This is a genomic window from Pandoraea terrigena, from assembly GCF_902459705.1.
In the GTDB taxonomy this organism is placed as follows: domain Bacteria; phylum Pseudomonadota; class Gammaproteobacteria; order Burkholderiales; family Burkholderiaceae; genus Pandoraea; species Pandoraea terrigena.
This window is the reverse complement of sequence record NZ_CABPRU010000016.1, coordinates 1-16,085: the sequence shown is the minus strand read 5'-3', so window position 1 is coordinate 16,085 and position 16,085 is coordinate 1. Positions and strand designations below refer to the sequence as shown.

The following is a 16,085-nucleotide window of genomic DNA, read 5'->3' as shown; positions in this document are numbered from 1 at the left end:
TTCGCATCATCGCCCCTAGTGATCGCCGCAGCCCGGTCGCCCGGCCCCCCCATCACCTACCGTGATGCATGGCGTTCGCGAACGCGAACGCCATGCATTGCGGCGAACGATGTGGTGTGTTGACGTGCCGTTCGGGCAGCGGCCCCCTTCGGACTGCCTAAGGGATAATCGGATAATCTCGGCTTCGCATGGCCGTCGAACGGCCGGACGCTGCCGATAGCGCCTGCTTTCAAATGGTAATCATTACCATTTGTGCGCAAGATTTCATTTTTTGATGGTTTGAACACACAGAGACGAAGGGATGCCTGATTTCACGATGGTGGACGACTCGATTCCGGTCATTACGGTGGATGGCCCGACCGCATCTGGCAAAGGGACGGTGGCACACCGTGTGGCCGATGCGCTGGGCTTTCACTATCTCGACAGCGGGGCGCTGTACCGGCTCACGGCGCTGGCGAGCGCTCGTCACGGGATCGACCCGGACGACGTCGGGGCGCTGGCCGTGCTCGCCGAGACGCTCGATGTGCGTTTCAGGGATCAGCGCATCTGGCTGGCCGGAGAGGACGTCACCGACGCGATCCGGGCAGAAGCGATCGGCAACCGGGCATCCAGCGTTGCCGTGCACAAGGCGGTTCGCCAGGCCCTCATGGCGCTCCAGCGGGCGTTCAAGACCGCGCCAGGCCTCGTTGCGGACGGTCGCGACATGGGGACGGTGATCTTCCCGGAGGCCGAACTGAAGGTGTTTTTGACGGCCACGCCGCAGGCCCGCGCCGAGAGGCGGTATAAGCAATTGATAGAAAAAGGATTTTCTGCTAACATAGACAGTCTGATGCTGGATCTTGAGGCGCGCGATGCACGGGATCGTACCCGTGCCGAAGCACCGCTACGGCCAGCAGAGGGTGCGCGGGTACTCGACACGTCGGGCCTCAACGTCGATCAGGCGGTGGCCCAGGTGCTCGAATGGTTCGCGCAAGTGCAGTATCCGCAAGGCGCCTGACCGGGTGTTTCATGCAGTCACCCGTCGTGGCTTTGTCAACCTTTAACCCAACCGTTGTGCGGTATCGTCACCCCCCCTTTGGGAGACGGACGTCAGCGGCGTAATCCACATTTATGTCCGACCTGCAAACCTCGACTAACGAATCATTCGCGGCGCTCTTCGAAGAGTCGCTCTCCCGTCAAGACATGCGTGCTGGTGAAGTCATCAGCGCAGAAGTCGTTCGGGTTGACCACAACTTCGTGGTCGTCAACGCCGGGCTCAAGTCCGAAGCGTACATCCCCATCGAAGAATTCCTGAATGATCAGGGCGAGGTCGAAGTTCAGGCCGGCGATTTTGTTTCCGTGGCGATCGACGCCCTGGAAAACGGCTACGGCGACACCGTGCTGTCGCGCGACAAGGCCAAGCGTCTGGCCTCGTGGCTGCAACTGGAAAAGGCCCTCGAATCGGGCGAACTCGTCACCGGCACGATCACCGGCAAGGTCAAGGGCGGCCTGACCGTGATGGTCAATGGCATCCGCGCGTTCCTGCCGGGTTCGCTGGTGGACACGCGTCCGGTCAAGGACACGACCCCGTACGAAGGCAAGACCCTCGAATTCCGCGTGATCAAGCTCGATCGCAAGCGCAACAACGTTGTGCTCTCGCGTCGTGCCGTGATCGAAGCCACCCAGGGTGAAGAGCGCGCCAAGCTGCTCGAGACGCTCAAGGAAGGCGCGATCGTCAAGGGCGTGGTCAAGAACATCACCGACTACGGCGCATTCGTCGACCTCGGCGGTATCGATGGCCTGCTGCACATCACCGACATCGCATGGCGTCGTGTGCGTCACCCGAGCGAAGTGCTGTCGGTTGGCCAGGAAGTCACCGCCAAGATCCTCAAGTTCGATCAAGAGAAGGGCCGCGTCTCGCTGGGCGTCAAGCAACTCGGCGAAGATCCGTGGGAAGGCATCGCTCGCCGTTACCCGCAAGGCACCCGCCTGTTCGGCAAGGTCACCAACATCACCGACTACGGCGCGTTCGTCGAAGTGGAATCGGGCATCGAAGGCCTGGTTCACGTGTCGGAAATGGACTGGACCAACAAGAACGTTGCGCCGACCAAGGTTGTCCAGCTGGGCGACGAAGTCGAAGTCATGGTGCTCGAGATCGACGAAGATCGTCGTCGTATCAGCCTCGGCATGAAGCAGTGCAAGCCGAACCCGTGGGATGACTTCTCGCGCAACTTCAAGAAGGGCGACAAGATCAAGGGCGGCATCAAGTCGATCACCGACTTCGGCGTGTTCATTGGTCTGCCGGGCGGCATCGATGGCCTGGTCCACCTGTCGGACCTGTCGTGGAGCGAAACCGGCGAAGACGCCGTGCGCAAGTACAAGAAGGGCGACGAAGTCGAAGCCGTGGTCCTGGGTATCGACGTCGAGAAGGAACGCATCTCGCTGGGTATCAAGCAGCTCGAAGGCGATCCGTTCAACACCTTCGTGGCCATCCACGACAAGGGCTCGATCGTTGACGGCACCATCAAGGCCGTTGACCCGAAGGGTGCCGTCGTGTTGCTGGGCGAAGACGTCGAGGGTTACCTGCGCGCTTCGGAAATCTCGCACGACCGTGTGGAAGATGCCCGTAACGTGCTCAAGGAAGGTGAAGCCGTCAATGCGATGATCGTCAACATCGATCGCAAGTCGCGCAACATCAACCTGTCGATCAAGGCCAAGGATTCGGCTGAACAGCAAGAAGCGATGAGCAAGATGTCGTCGGATAGCTCGGCAGCGAGCGGCACCACGAACCTGGGTGCCCTGCTCAAGGCCAAGCTGGACAGCCAGAATCAGTAAGGTCCAAGGCCTATGACCAAGTCTGAATTGGTCAACCAGTTGGCGGCGCGGTTTCCCCAGTTGGTGCTCAAGGATGCCGATTTCGCGGTGAAGACCATTCTGGATGCGATGGCCGACGCGCTTGCGCGTGGTCATCGAATCGAGATCCGCGGTTTCGGTAGCTTCGGGCTCAACCGTCGGCCACCGCGTGTCGGCCGCAATCCGAAGTCGGGTGAGAAAGTGATGGTGCCGGAGAAATTCGTGCCGCACTTCAAGCCCGGCAAGGAGCTGCGAGAGCGGGTTGATCACAAGGCGTCGGACCAATAAGGCCCTTTGGGATCTACTACGCAAGAAAAGCGCCTTCGGGCGCTTTTTTTGCATCTGGCGCGCCCGGGCGTGCCCGTCGACACAAATGTGAAGCATGCGGCGCTCGCGACGCTTGATAGAACACATCCGGTACAATACGGCCACGCGCCGGCCCGGTGCGTTGGCGGCATCGGCGCCGAAGGCTCGGGGCCGTACACGTTGCAAAACATACGGCAACCCTGCCGCAGGAGCCTTTCGGCATGAAGCTGATTGTTTGGATCGTTCGTCTTATCGTGTTTGTGGTGTTGCTGTGCCTCGCGCTCGCTAACACGGGCGAGGTCACGTTGAACCTGTTCCTGGGGCATACGTGGACGGCACCGCTCATCATGATCGGCCTGGCATTCTTCGTCGTCGGTGGCGTCATCGGCGTGCTCGCCACGCTGCCAAGCCTGATGCGCCAGCGTCTGGAGCTGCGCCGTGCGCGACGCGATCTGGCCCGTGCGCAACGTGACCCCGAGGCGGGCGATCAGCCACCGATGCTGCCGCCGGTCTAAGTCAGGCGACCCAGCGCGACGCTCGCCATTCTCATCGACTGTTTCAACGACAACACGCATTCATGGAATTCGAGGTCTGGTGGCTATTGGCCATCCCCGTGATTTTCGGCTGCGGCTGGGTGGCCGCGCGCCTGGATCTGCGCAGCCTGCTCTCCGAGAGCCGCAATCTGCCGGCGTCCTATTTTCGCGGTCTGAACTTCTTGCTCAACGAGCAGCCCGACAAGGCGATCGACGCCTTCATCGAGGTCGCCAAGCTCGACCCCGAGACCACCGAGCTGCACTTCGCGCTGGGTAGTCTGTTTCGTCGTCGCGGCGAGACGGAGCGCGCCATTCGCGTGCATCAGAACCTGCTCTCGCGTGACGACCTGCCGCAAGCTGATCATGAGCACGCGCTCTACGAGCTCGGCCACGATTTTCTCAAGGCGGGTCTGTTGGACCGAGCTGAAGAGGCGTTCGGCCGACTGCACACGGGGGCTTATGCCAAGGCGGCGCAGCATGCGAAGCTCACGATCTACCAGATCGAGAAGGAATGGCACAAGGCGCTGACCGAGGCTGAGATGTTGAGCGATCTCGACCCCGCGGTGTCGTACCGCAAGGAGATCGCGCAGTTTCACTGCGAACTGGCGCAGGAAGCGCTGCAACGCAAGGACGTCGACGCGGTCACGCAAGCGCTGGATGCTGCGCTCAAGGTCAATCCCGCCAATGTACGCGCCCCGCTGCTGCGCGGCGACATGCTGCTTGCGGCGGGCGACGCCGAAGGCGCGCTGCGCGTGCTTCGCACCATCGAGCAGCAAAATCCGGTGTACCTCGGCCTGGCGGCCAAGCGTCTGATGCGAGCCTACGAGGCATTGGGCCGGGCGCCGGAAGGCCTCGCCGTGCTGAGTGATGCGCTGCGCAAGAATCCGTCGGACGATCTGCTGGAGATCGTCTACGAGAAGACAGTCTCCCTCGAGGGGCCGGAAGCGGCACTCAAGCTCATGCGCGACCAAATGCAACGCGCGCCGAGCGCGCCGGGCATGGTGCGTCTGCTCGAAGCCCACGCTGCCACGGCGCAGGGCGACACGCAGACGGATCTGCAACTCATGGGCAGGCTCATCACGCAGCGTACCAAGTCGTTGCCCCGGTACGTCTGCGACCAGTGCGGCTTCCGCGCGCGATTGTTCTATTGGCAATGCCCCGGCTGTAACGGCTGGGAGACTTATACGCCGCGACGTGTCGACGTGCCGGCGGCCTCCTAATTTCTCTAAGTTCGCGCAATCATGAAAGTCACAATCATCGGTTCCGGATACGTCGGCCTCGTCACTGGGGCTTGCCTGGCGGACGTCGGCAACGACGTATTCTGCCTCGACGTCGATCCGCGCAAAATCGACATCCTGAACAACGGCGGCGTGCCAATCCACGAACCCGGCCTGCAGGAAGTCATCGCACGCAACCGCGCTGCCGGTCGCCTGCAATTCTCGACGGATGTCGAGGCGTCGGTCGCCCATGGCGACGTTCAGTTCATCGCGGTGGGTACGCCCCCCGACGAAGACGGCTCGGCCGACCTCCAGTATGTCGTGGCCGCGGCACGCAACATTGGCCGCTATGCCAAGCGCTTCAAGGTGATCGTCGACAAATCGACGGTGCCGGTCGGCACGGCCGACAAGGTACGTGCCGCAGTGGCCGACGAGCTTGCCAAGCGTGGCGAGGCGGTGCCGTTTTCCGTCGTGTCGAACCCCGAGTTCCTGAAGGAAGGGGCGGCCGTGGACGATTTCATGCGTCCGGATCGCATCGTGATCGGTGTGGACGACGACGCCAATGGCCAAGAGGCGCGGGCCATGATGAAGCGTCTGTATTCGCCGTTCAACCGCAATCACGAGCGCACCCTGTACATGGACGTGCGTTCGGCGGAATTCACCAAATACGCGGCCAACGCCATGCTCGCCACGCGCATCTCGTTCATGAACGAGATGGCCAATCTGGCCGATCGCGTCGGCGTGGATATCGAAGACGTGCGCAAGGGCATCGGTTCGGATCCGCGTATCGGCTACCACTTCCTGTATGCCGGCTGCGGCTACGGCGGCTCATGCTTCCCGAAGGACGTGCAGGCACTCGTGCGCACGGCGGAGGACTATGGTCTTCCGTTGCAGATTCTCAGCGCCGTGGAAGCCGTCAACGAAACGCAGAAGGCGGTGCTGATCGACAAGATCGTGAGCCGCCTCGGCGACGATCTGTCGGACAAGACGTTTGCCCTGTGGGGGCTGGCGTTCAAGCCGAATACGGACGATATGCGCGAGGCCCCGAGCCGCCGCGTCATCGCCGAGCTGGTGCGTCGTGGCGCCCGTGTGCGCGCTTATGATCCGGTGGCGCTGGACGAGGCGCGCCGCGTGGTGGCCCTCGATTTCGCAGACGATGCCCAGGCGCACGCCCGTATCGAATTCTGTGCGACGCAGAACGACACGCTGACGGGCGCCGACGCGCTCGTCATCGTCACGGAATGGAAGGCATTCCGCAGCCCGGACTTCACCCGCGTGAAGGCAGCGCTCTCGCTGCCGCTGATCTTCGACGGTCGGAATCTGTACGATCCGGTCGCCATGCAGGAATTGGGCATCGAGTACCACGGCATCGGCCGCGGGCTGCACGAGCCGGCCTGAGTCACGAGGAGCGACGAATGACTTTGACGGCAACTTCGCTCACGCGCACCGTGCAGGCGCCCGGCGTGCCCACCGTGCCCCGCGCGGCGTTCAGCCGCGCGCGCGTGCTCATCGTCGGTGACGTGATGCTCGATCGCTACTGGTTCGGCGACGTCAATCGCATTTCCCCGGAAGCGCCGGTGCCGGTGGTACACGTCAAGCGCAACGAGGAGCGGCTGGGCGGTGCGGCGAACGTGGCACTCAACGCCGCCTCGCTGGGGGCGCAGGCGGGCCTGCTTTGCGTGCTCGGTGAAGACGAACCGGGCGAACGGGTGGCCGACCTGCTCGACGAGAGCGGTGTGACGGCCTTCGTGACGCGCGACGCCGATCTGGCGACGACGATCAAGCTGCGCATCGTGTCGCGCCAGCAGCAATTGCTGCGCATCGATTTCGAGAATCAGCCGGCGCGGGAAGTGCTGCTGGCGGTGCTCGATCAGTATCGTCAACTGCTCGACAGCTACGACGTCGTGCTGCTGTCCGATTACGCCAAGGGTGGCTTGACGCACGTGCAGCCGATGATCGACGCCGCACGGGCCGCAGGGAAAATGGTGCTCGTCGACCCGAAGGGTAGCGACTATGCGCGCTATCGTGGTGCCACGATCCTGACGCCGAACCGCTCTGAATTGCAGCAGGTCGTTGGCGAATGGCGCTCGGAAGACGACCTGACGGCCCGCGCGCAGAACCTGCGCGAGTCGCTCAGTATCGAGGCGCTGCTGCTCACGCGCTCGGAAGAAGGCATGACCCTCTTCACCGCGGGCGGCGCACTGCACGTGCCGGCACAGGCGCGCGAAGTCTATGATGTTTCGGGCGCGGGCGACACCGTGATTGCCACGCTCGCCGCATCGCTTTCCGCCGGTCTGCCGCTCGCGCAGGCCGTTGTGCTCGCCAATCGTGCGGGCAGCATCGTCGTGGGCAAGCTGGGCACGGCGACCGTCGACTACACCGAACTCTTTCCGAACTGACATGACCATCATCGTGACCGGTGCCGCAGGCTTCATCGGTGCCAACCTCGTCAAAGCCCTCAACGAGCGCGGCGAGACCGACATCGTGGCGGTCGACAATCTCACGCGCGCCGACAAATTCCGCAATTTGGTCGATTGCGAGATCAGCGATTACCTGGACAAGACCGATTTCGTCGCGCGCTTCCAGCGCCGTGAGTTCGGCCGTGTGCGCGCGATTTTCCACGAAGGCGCCTGCTCCGACACCATGGAGACCGACGGCCGCTACATGATGGAGAACAACTTCCGCTACACGCGCGCGTTGTTCGAAGCGTGCCAGGCGCAGACCGTGCCGTTCCTCTATGCCTCGTCCGCGGCGACCTACGGTGCGTCGGAAACCTTCGTGGAGACGCGTGAATTCGAGAAGCCGCTGAACGTCTACGGTTACTCGAAGTTTCTGTTCGACCAGATCGTGCGCCGGGCGATGCGCGAAGCCGGTGGCAAGCTCCCAAGTCAGGTGGCCGGTTTCCGCTACTTCAACGTCTATGGCCCGCGTGAAGCGCACAAGGGCCGCATGGCCTCGGTCGCGTTCCACAACTTCAACGAGTTCCGGGCCAATGGGCGTGTGAAGCTCTTCGGTGAATACAACGGCTACGCTGCCGGAACGCAGAGCCGCGACTTTGTGTCCGTGGAAGACGTAGTGAAGGTGAACCTGCACTTTTTCGATCATCCGGAGCGAAGCGGCATCTTCAACCTGGGCACGGGCCGTGCGCAGCCGTTCAACGATATCGCCGTTGCCGTGATCAACACGCTTCGCGCTGAAGCGGGTGAGCCGTCGCTGACGCTCGACGAACTGGTCAAGCAGGGACTCGTCGAGTACATCCCGTTCCCGGACGCCCTGCGCGGCAAGTACCAATGCTTTACGCAGGCAAACATCGACCATCTCCGCCAATCGGGTGGCTATCAGCAGCCTTTTTACACGGTGGGTGAGGGCGTCTCGCGATACGTGCGCTGGCTGCTCGCGCAGTAAATGGCGATACGCAGCGCCAGACCGACGGGGAGCCAGACGGCTCCCCGTTCTGTTTTGGGCCCAGTGCAGATGATGTCATCCGTAGACGTTCCTGGACGTTAAGGAATAATCGGGGGTATCGAGGGTATCCACGTCATCCTCGATACTTGTCCGAGTGACTTCATAAGGAACACATCATGCTTCGCAAGTTTTTGCTGGCGGTTGTTGCCTTTTTTGCCCTGTGCGGTCTGGCCATGGCCGCCGTCGACATCAATACCGCCGACCAGGCGCAGCTCGAATCGCTCAAGGGCATCGGGCCGGTCAAATCCAAAGCCATCATCGAGGAGCGTAACGCCCACGGCCCTTATAAGGATGCGGCGGACGTTGCCAAACGTGTCAAGGGATTGGGCGCCAAGTCTGTCTCCACACTGGAATCCGCAGGCATGACGATCAACGGGCAAGGCGGCGTTGCCGCCCCTGCGTCACCGGCGGCGCCCAAGCCGATGAAACCGGTGGCGCCCGTACCGTCGGCGGCTACGCAAAAGGCACCCACGCCGCCGCCTGCCGCGGCCTCGACGATGAAGCCGGCTGAGGTCGGAGCCACCGCCATGTCGGCCAAGCCGGCGACACCGGCCCCCGCGGCGGCATCCTCCGCAGGTGCACCGGACGCGAAGGCGGCCAAGTCGAAGCGGTCGAAGCGGTCGAAGCAGTCGAAGGATGCCAAGGATGCCAAGGATGCCAAGGCGGGCAAGGCGGGCAAGGCGGGCAAGGCTGGCGCGGCGCCGTCGGCACCCGAGGCAGTTCCGGCAAAGCCGTCCAAATCCAGGAAGGCCAAGGCCCCGGCGGCGGCCAGCGCCCCGAAGCTCTGACGTCGGGTGGGGTCGGGCATTGGCCATTGCGATGCCCGGCCGACCCCCCACCGTGAGCGCAGTCATGGCCGGTGGATTAGAATGTTTTGATTCCCGACCGAAAAAGCTTAGCGCAATGGCCTATAAGACTATCGAAGACACCATCGGCAATACGCCGCTGGTACAACTGATGCGTTTGCCGGACGACGAAATTCGTCGCCGCAACAACGTGATTCTCGGCAAGCTCGAGGGCAACAATCCGGCGGGATCGGTGAAAGATCGTCCGGCGTTGTCGATGATCAAGCACGCGGAACTGCGGGGTCGCATCAAGCCGGGCGATACGCTCATTGAAGCCACCTCGGGCAACACCGGCATCGCCCTGGCGATGGCCGCGGCCATTCGCGGCTACAAGATGGTCCTCGTCATGCCGGAGGACCTCTCCATCGAGCGCCGTCAGAGCATGGGCGCCTATGGGGCCGAGATCATCCTCACGCCGGTCAAGGGCGGCATGGAGTACGCCCGCGACCTCGCCGAGCAGATGCAGCGCGATGGACGCGGCACCATCCTCGACCAGTTCGCCAACCCGGACAACCCGCTCGCGCACTACGAAGGCACCGGCCCGGAGATCTGGCGCGATACCGAAGGTCGCATCACGCACTTTGTTTCGGCGATGGGCACGACGGGCACAATCATGGGCGTGTCGCAGTATCTGAAAGAGCAGAACGAAGCAGTACAGATCATCGGTGCCGAGCCGGCCGAAGGGTCGCGCATCCCGGGTATCCGGAAGTGGCCGGAAGCCTATTTGCCGAAGATTTTCGACCGCGCGCGTGTGGATCGCACGATCTCCGTGACGCAGGCGGAAGCGGAAATCATGGCGCGCCGTCTTGCGGCGGAAGAGGGTATCTTCTGCGGCGTCTCGGCCGCAGGTGCCTGCCATATCGCGTTGAATCTGGCGCGTGAAGTCGAGAACGCCACCATCGTGTTCGTCGTGTGCGATCGCGGTGATCGCTACTTGTCGACCGGGGTGTTCCCGGCGTGACGCGCAGCGGTGCCCTCGGTGCCGCGCCGGTGACGGGACGTACCATGAACAACGGGACCCAGCGGGTCCCGTTGTTCATGGCGAGCGCCGCGCGGTCTCCCGCGTCACGGCGCGCGTGCGGCCTTGATCGCGTCGGCCAGGTCGTACACCGTCATTGCGTAGAAAAAGCTGCGGTTGTAGCGTGTGAGCACATAGAAGTTGGTCAGGCCCATGCGGTATTGGGTCGCCTGTCCCGGCGTGGGCAGATCGACGATGAGCACCGGCGTGTCGAGTGATGCCCCCACGTCGAGCCGCGGCTCGTTCATCAGCATGCCGGCCTTGATGAAGTCGCCGAGCTTCCAATGCGGCTCGGGTTGCCCGTCGGCGCCGGCTTCGGCCAGCCCCTGGCTGCCGCGATCCCCGGCGATATTCCAGACGATCGGTTGTTTTGCCTGCCAGCCGTGCAGCGTGAGGAAGTTGGCGACGCTGCCGATGGCGTCGGCCACGTCGTTCGTCAGGTTGATCTTGCCATCGCCGGTGTAGTCGACCGCGTAGTTGCGGATCGAGGACGGCATGAACTGCGGAATGCCGATGGCGCCCGCATAAGAGCCATAAATGGAGAACGGATCGACACCGCGCTCGCGTGCGTAGAGCAACAGGTTCTCCAGCTCATTGCGAAACAGCGCCATGCGCTCCGACCGGTTGCGGGCGGGCGGATAGTCGAACGCCAGCGTGGTGAGCGCATCGATGGTGCGGAAGTTGCCCATGTGACGCCCGTAGATGGTCTCGACACCGATGATGGCGACGATGATCTCTTCGGGCACGCCATACTGCTTCGCGGCGCGCGATAGGGCTGCGGCGTTCTGGTTCCAGAAACGTACGCCACCGTTGATGCGCGTGTTGTCGAGAAAATTCCGCTCGTACCGTGCCCAGTTCTTCTGGCCGGGCGTGGCGGGCGGTGCGGCCAGGCGCGCGGCTGTCTGCGAGAACACCACGCGAGAGAAGACTCGCTGCAGCTCGGCGCGATCGAATCCGTCGCGCGCCACGACGTCGTTGATGAACGCGTCGACGTCGGGATTCGCCGCATAGCGTTGCGGCACGACCTCTTCCTCGAACTCCGCCTGCGCGACCGTTTTGGCACGTGCTTGCGCGTGCGCGCCAGCACAGGTCAGCGCGAACGAGCCGGCGCACAGCACAACGCCGAACGTATAGGCGAGCCGCGACAGTCGCGAAAGGAAGGGGGGGGCGGCACGTTTGCGCAAGGCAGCCGCGCGAAGGCGGTCAGTGTCCGGTCGATAGGTCGGGCGCGTGTGCGCCGTCGGGAGCGAATCGTACATCCGTACCGGTAATGTCATGCTGTCTGTCAGGCCTGTATGAAGTCCGTAGGCAACACAGCCACTTGGGCCGCCGTCGCGTTAGTCGCGTTGATGCGTCGGCCGTGCGCATCGGCGTGTTCCGATGCGTGCGGCTGTCTGGCGCGTCAACCATTCATGCCGGTCGCTGCCGTCCCGAATTTCGGGGGATCGGCACTTGCCGGCTGACACGGGTCTGCTGGGAGACTGCTTGGCAGTATAACCGAGTGCACCTGTGATACCTTAAGGCCTGAGCACTGTCCGAGACAGGACTCATGGGGGATGCCGGCCATCGGCACGCGTGTGCCAGTGCAGTGCGGCACCGCATGCCACGCACTCCGCCCGGCCGCTACCGGGTGCGAGGCGCACGGCGCGGCGGGCATCCCCCGCCCGACCCACTATAACGATTCGACGCGATAGGCGACACAACGAATGGCTACCGGGTTTTATACGCACCCCGATTGCATCCGTCACGAAATGGGCGAGTGGCATCCGGAATGTCCCGAACGGCTGCGTGCCATCGAGGACCAATTGATCGCCGGGCGCATCGATGGCCTGCTCGAGCGCCGTGAAGCCCCGGCGGCCGACGAGGCCAGCCTGCGGCTCGTGCACACGCAGGATCACATCGACTTCATTCGCGACAACATCCCCGAGTCGGGCTACTTCCCGATCGATCCCGATACGCTGCTCAATCCGTATTCGTGGCGCGCAGCCACGCGTGCGGCCGGTGCGGCGATCGCGGCGACCGATGCCGTGCTTCGCGGCGAACTCGACAACGCCTTTTGCAGCGTGCGTCCGCCGGGCCATCACGCCACGCCCACGCGCGCCATGGGCTTCTGTCTGTTCAACAACGTGGCGATTGCCGCCGCGCATGCGCTTGAAGTGCATGGGCTCTCGCGGGTGGCGATCGTCGACTTCGACGTGCATCACGGCAATGGCACGGAAGCCGCCTTCGGCAACGATGAACGCGTGCTGATGTGCGGTATTTTCCAGCATCCGTTCTACCCGTTTTCCGGCGCGGTCGATCCGGCCCCCAACATGCTCAACATCCCGCTCGCCGCGCGTACCCCGGGCATGCAGGTGCGTGAGGCGATCGACTACGGCTGGCTGAGCCAGCTCGACGCGTTCCGTCCGGAAATGATCTTCTTCTCGGCGGGCTTCGACGCACACCGCGAAGACGATCTCGGCAATCTTGGCCTGACCGAGGCGGACTTTGCGTGGATCACCGAGCGCGTGAAAGCGGTGGCGGATCGTCATGCGAATGGACGTATCGTGAGCTGCCTGGAAGGCGGCTACAACCTTTCGGCCCTCGGCCGCAGTGTCGTGGCGCATCTGAAGGTGCTCGCCGACGTTTGATATTCCACGCTGGATGACTATGCGATGCCGCGCGGACCGACGCGGTACGGGAGACGACCATGACGGCATCCGACGCGACGACCGCAACGCCTGAGCCGCTGGTCCTCGTCACGCGAGGCGAGGGCAAACTGGCCGGTGTGGTCACGCTGACACTGAATCGCCCGCGGCATTTCAACGCCCTCTCGACAGCGATGCTCGACGCGCTGCAAGGCGCGCTCGACGACACCGCCCGCGATGCCGACGCGCGCGTGGTCGTGCTGGGCGCCGCCGGCCCGGCGTTCTGTGCCGGACACGATCTCAAGGAAATGCGAGCCGATCCGTCGCTCGACGGCTACCGTGCGCTGTTCAATCAATGCACGCGCGTGATGCTGACGATGCAGCGCATGCCGCAGCCGGTCATTGCTCGCGTGCACGGCCTTGCAACGGCGGCGGGGTGTCAGTTGGTCGCGATGTGTGATCTCGCGGTGGCGACGTCGGCGGCGCGCTTCGCTGTCTCCGGCATCAACGTCGGCCTCTTCTGTGCAACGCCGGGCGTGGCACTCTCTCGCAATCTCACACGCAAGCAGGCGATGGAGATGCTGCTCACGGGCGATTTCATCGACGCACAGACGGCCCGCGAGCGCGGTCTCGTCAATCGCGTGGTGGCGATGGAGCGCCTCGACGCGGAAGTGGCGGCGCTATGCGGCTCGATCCTGGCCAAGCCCGCAGCGGCGGTGGCGGCGGGCAAGCAGTTGTTCTACCGTCAGGTCGAGACCGGCATTGAGGCCGCCTACCAGATGGCGGGGCAGACGATGGCCTGCAACATGATGGACGAATGTGCCCTCGAAGGTGTGCAAGCGTTCATCGAGAAGCGCGCCCCCGACTGGGCGAAGCCGTCCGACTGACAGCGGCGACGCCCGAAGCCCGCGACGGGTAAGGGACGTCGAACAGCGCTCCCGATGCTCCCGCACTTTTTACGCATGATCACTGCTTTTCCAACACGAGCGGTCCGGGCATTGCCGTGCGGCTTACGGCGTAGCCCTTGTCGGTGAACCAGGCGCGCGACGCCTTGATCATGTCTGGATTGCCGCAAACCATGATGCGCGACGTGCTCGGGTCAAGCGTCGCCCCCATCGCTTTCTCCAGTTCTCCCGATGCCAGCAGCGACGTCAGACGTCCATGCAGGGCGCCGGGTGTTTGCTCACGCGTCACGCTCACGGCGAAGTGAAGTTTCTCGACCAGTGACGGATCGACGTCGGGGTGCGAGAAGTGCTTCAATTCGTCGTAATAAGCGAGGTCGTGCTCCCAGCGCACGCTGTGCACGACGAAGAGCCGTTTGAAGCGATGCCATACCGCCGGGTCGCGCAGGATCGACATGAAGGGCGCCAGGCCCGTGCCAGTGGCAAGCAGCCAGAGATCCTCGCCGCCGGTGAATCGGTCGAGCGTCAGGAAGCCGTAGGCGGTGTGATCCACGAACAGCGTGTCACCGACCTTGAGCTGCGCCAGGCGCGGCGTGAGCTTCCCTTCGGGAATCGTGATTGCGTAGAATTCCAAGGTATCTTCGGCGGGGGAATTCACCAACGAAAATGGTCGCCAGATCATCTCGGCCCCTTCGCTGTCGTCCTCGGGAAGTCCGACCCGCACGAACTGTCCCGCCGTAAATTGCAAGCCGGGCGGTCGGGTGGTCTTGATACTGAAGATCGTCGGCGTCCAGAAATGCATGCCGGTGACCGTTTGCGGCGAGTATTTCGTCTGCGCTTGCATGCCTGAGGCTCCTCGCGGTTCCACACGTGTTCAGTGTAGCGCGCAGCGACGGCGCGCGTGGCGAGACCCTGTTCGCATACAGGGTTCCGGGTGTTTGGCTGGAAGCGGGCGCGAGTGCCCAGGCGCTCAGGCGCTGTCGTGCGTGCCAAATGCGGCTTGGGTCGGCTGTGCCGATGGCGGCGCGGGCAGGTGTTGCAACAGCCATTGCGTCAGTTCGTCGATGACCTTCTCGCGGCCGAAATCGTTGAGCGTTTCGTGAAAGTGTCCGGGGTAGAGGCGCAGTGTCTTGTCCAGCGAGCCGGCGTTGCTGTGGAATTGCTCGCTTGCCCACGGGGCGGTGAGCCGGTCGGCCGTGCCATGGAAGATGTAAAGGGGCAGATGCAGCGCGTCGGCATTGGCGTGAATGCGCGCCATCGCGTCGAGCAGCTCGGCGGCGGTGCGCGCCGGCGTGCCGCGATAGGTGTTGAGCGGATCCTGCTTCGCTGCGGCTACCACGGCCTTGTCGCGCGCGATCATCGCCGGATCGAGCTTGAAGACGGGCACCTTGGGAAGCCACCGCGACACCCAGCGCCCGACCTTCAACATCCATGGCGCAACGGGCTCTCCTGGCGCGAGCGCGGGGCTGCTCAGCATCAGTGCGCGCACGCTCGCCGGTGCCCGGGTAATGGTGTACAGCGCCGCGATAGTGCCCCCCATGCTGTGGCCGAGCAGGAACAGCGGCGTCGGGCCGAACTGCGCTCGCACGTGGGTGAGGAAGATTTCGGTGTCGTCGAGGTACTCGTCGAAATGCTTCACGAAGATGCGCGCACCGCCCGAGCGACCGTGCCCGCGAAGGTCGTAGCTGACGGTGGCCAGGCCGTGCGTGGCGAAATGTTCGGCCAGCCGCGCATAACGCCCGCCATGCTCGCCCATCCCGTGGACGATGGCTACCACTGCGCGTGATCGTTCTCCGCCGGTATCGGGCAACCAGCAATGGACGTGAAGGGAAAGGCCGTCGCTGGCTTGCAGACGCGATTCGGCATACATAGTCATGTCTCCTCCTGGCGCGTTGGCCGGGTGGCCGTCGCGCGTGCGATGGCACAGCGAATGTGGGGTGCGCCATTCGATCATAGGCGCCCGGGCGGCGGGGTGATTTCTCTAGAGGAAATGCACCACACGGGGGCTGGCCGCACGTCGCGTTTTACATAAAAATAGCACGATCGTTCGGGGCTGGGTGGCTGCGTGAAAGCGCGCGCCAGCCGCGTTCCGGCACAGCTATCTGAAGAATCGCGCATGGGCGTCAAATCCGCGGGACATGACGAGTTGATGCCTCAAAATGCGGCAAATTGGCAATAAATGCGTCGTTCGCTGTGTGGTTATAATGACAGTGGATTGACGTTAACGTAACTTTGGAGCGAGTTCATGAAGATCCTGGTACCGGTCAAACGGGTAGTGGATTACAACGTAAAGGTTCGCGTGAAGAGCGACGGCAGTGGCGTCGATATTGCGAACGTGAA

15 protein-coding genes and 1 pseudogene are annotated in these 16,085 nt (G+C 63.4%); 13 read left to right on the top strand and 3 right to left on the bottom strand.

Annotated elements, in window-relative coordinates:
* Nucleotides 1-301: 301 nt before the first annotated feature.
* The 10 genes from cmk to cysM all read left to right on the top strand — a co-directional run bounded on the left by cmk (nucleotide 302) and on the right by cysM (nucleotide 10,159).
* Nucleotides 302-997, top strand: a complete 696-nt coding sequence (cmk, locus tag PTE31013_RS22740; RefSeq protein WP_150614919.1) for a (d)CMP kinase — start codon at nucleotides 302-304, stop codon at nucleotides 995-997.
* A 113-nt stretch (nucleotides 998-1,110) separates the two neighbouring features.
* Nucleotides 1,111-2,814: a 30S ribosomal protein S1 gene (rpsA, locus tag PTE31013_RS22735; RefSeq protein WP_150614918.1), complete on the top strand. Its 1,704-nt coding sequence runs from the start codon at nucleotides 1,111-1,113 to the stop codon at nucleotides 2,812-2,814.
* A gap of 12 nt (nucleotides 2,815-2,826) precedes the next feature.
* Nucleotides 2,827-3,120, top strand: a complete 294-nt coding sequence (locus PTE31013_RS22730; protein ID WP_017232087.1) for an integration host factor subunit beta — start codon at nucleotides 2,827-2,829, stop codon at nucleotides 3,118-3,120.
* A gap of 239 nt (nucleotides 3,121-3,359) precedes the next feature.
* Nucleotides 3,360-3,653, top strand: coding sequence for a LapA family protein (locus tag PTE31013_RS22725; protein ID WP_150552065.1), 294 nt, complete (start codon nucleotides 3,360-3,362; stop codon nucleotides 3,651-3,653).
* A 62-nt stretch (nucleotides 3,654-3,715) separates the two neighbouring features.
* On the top strand, nucleotides 3,716-4,891 hold the full coding sequence (gene lapB, locus PTE31013_RS22720; protein WP_150614917.1) for a lipopolysaccharide assembly protein LapB: 1,176 nt from the start codon (nucleotides 3,716-3,718) through the stop codon (nucleotides 4,889-4,891).
* 21 nt (nucleotides 4,892-4,912) lie between these two features.
* Entirely contained in the window at nucleotides 4,913-6,286 is a 1,374-nt protein-coding gene (locus PTE31013_RS22715; protein ID WP_150614916.1) for a UDP-glucose dehydrogenase family protein, read from the top strand.
* Nucleotides 6,287-6,303: 17 nt separating this feature from the next.
* Entirely contained in the window at nucleotides 6,304-7,287 is a 984-nt protein-coding gene (gene rfaE1 / locus PTE31013_RS22710) for a D-glycero-beta-D-manno-heptose-7-phosphate kinase (RefSeq protein ID WP_150614915.1), read from the top strand.
* Between the two features lies 1 nt (nucleotide 7,288).
* On the top strand, nucleotides 7,289-8,293 hold the full coding sequence (rfaD, locus tag PTE31013_RS22705; protein ID WP_150614914.1) for an ADP-glyceromanno-heptose 6-epimerase: 1,005 nt from the start codon (nucleotides 7,289-7,291) through the stop codon (nucleotides 8,291-8,293).
* A 176-nt stretch (nucleotides 8,294-8,469) separates the two neighbouring features.
* On the top strand, nucleotides 8,470-9,141 hold the full coding sequence (locus tag PTE31013_RS22700; protein WP_150614913.1) for a ComEA family DNA-binding protein: 672 nt from the start codon (nucleotides 8,470-8,472) through the stop codon (nucleotides 9,139-9,141).
* A 115-nt stretch (nucleotides 9,142-9,256) separates the two neighbouring features.
* Nucleotides 9,257-10,159, top strand: coding sequence for a cysteine synthase CysM (gene cysM / locus PTE31013_RS22695; RefSeq protein ID WP_150614912.1), 903 nt, complete (start codon nucleotides 9,257-9,259; stop codon nucleotides 10,157-10,159).
* 104 nt (nucleotides 10,160-10,263) lie between these two features.
* On the opposite strand, the gene mltB is transcribed toward cysM, so the two are convergent.
* Nucleotides 10,264-11,493 (bottom strand): lytic murein transglycosylase B, encoded by a 1,230-nt coding sequence (gene mltB / locus PTE31013_RS22690; RefSeq protein ID WP_246174845.1) that lies wholly within the window; start codon nucleotides 11,491-11,493, stop codon nucleotides 10,264-10,266.
* Nucleotides 11,494-11,922: 429 nt separating this feature from the next.
* On the opposite strand from mltB, the gene PTE31013_RS22685 reads away from it, so the two are divergent.
* Nucleotides 11,923-12,846, top strand: coding sequence for a histone deacetylase family protein (locus PTE31013_RS22685; protein WP_150614911.1), 924 nt, complete (start codon nucleotides 11,923-11,925; stop codon nucleotides 12,844-12,846).
* 59 nt (nucleotides 12,847-12,905) lie between these two features.
* Nucleotides 12,906-13,730, top strand: a complete 825-nt coding sequence (locus tag PTE31013_RS22680) for an enoyl-CoA hydratase (RefSeq protein ID WP_150614910.1) — start codon at nucleotides 12,906-12,908, stop codon at nucleotides 13,728-13,730.
* A gap of 79 nt (nucleotides 13,731-13,809) precedes the next feature.
* On the opposite strand, the gene PTE31013_RS22675 is transcribed toward PTE31013_RS22680, so the two are convergent.
* Nucleotides 13,810-14,589, bottom strand: a complete 780-nt coding sequence (locus PTE31013_RS22675) for a ferredoxin--NADP reductase (protein ID WP_150614909.1) — start codon at nucleotides 14,587-14,589, stop codon at nucleotides 13,810-13,812.
* A 126-nt stretch (nucleotides 14,590-14,715) separates the two neighbouring features.
* Entirely contained in the window at nucleotides 14,716-15,621 is a 906-nt protein-coding gene (locus tag PTE31013_RS22670) for an alpha/beta hydrolase (RefSeq protein WP_174978685.1), read from the bottom strand.
* A 369-nt stretch (nucleotides 15,622-15,990) separates the two neighbouring features.
* Here PTE31013_RS22670 and PTE31013_RS22665 point away from each other — a divergent pair.
* A pseudogene (locus PTE31013_RS22665) lies at nucleotides 15,991-16,085 on the top strand (electron transfer flavoprotein subunit beta/FixA family protein); the annotation flags it as partial.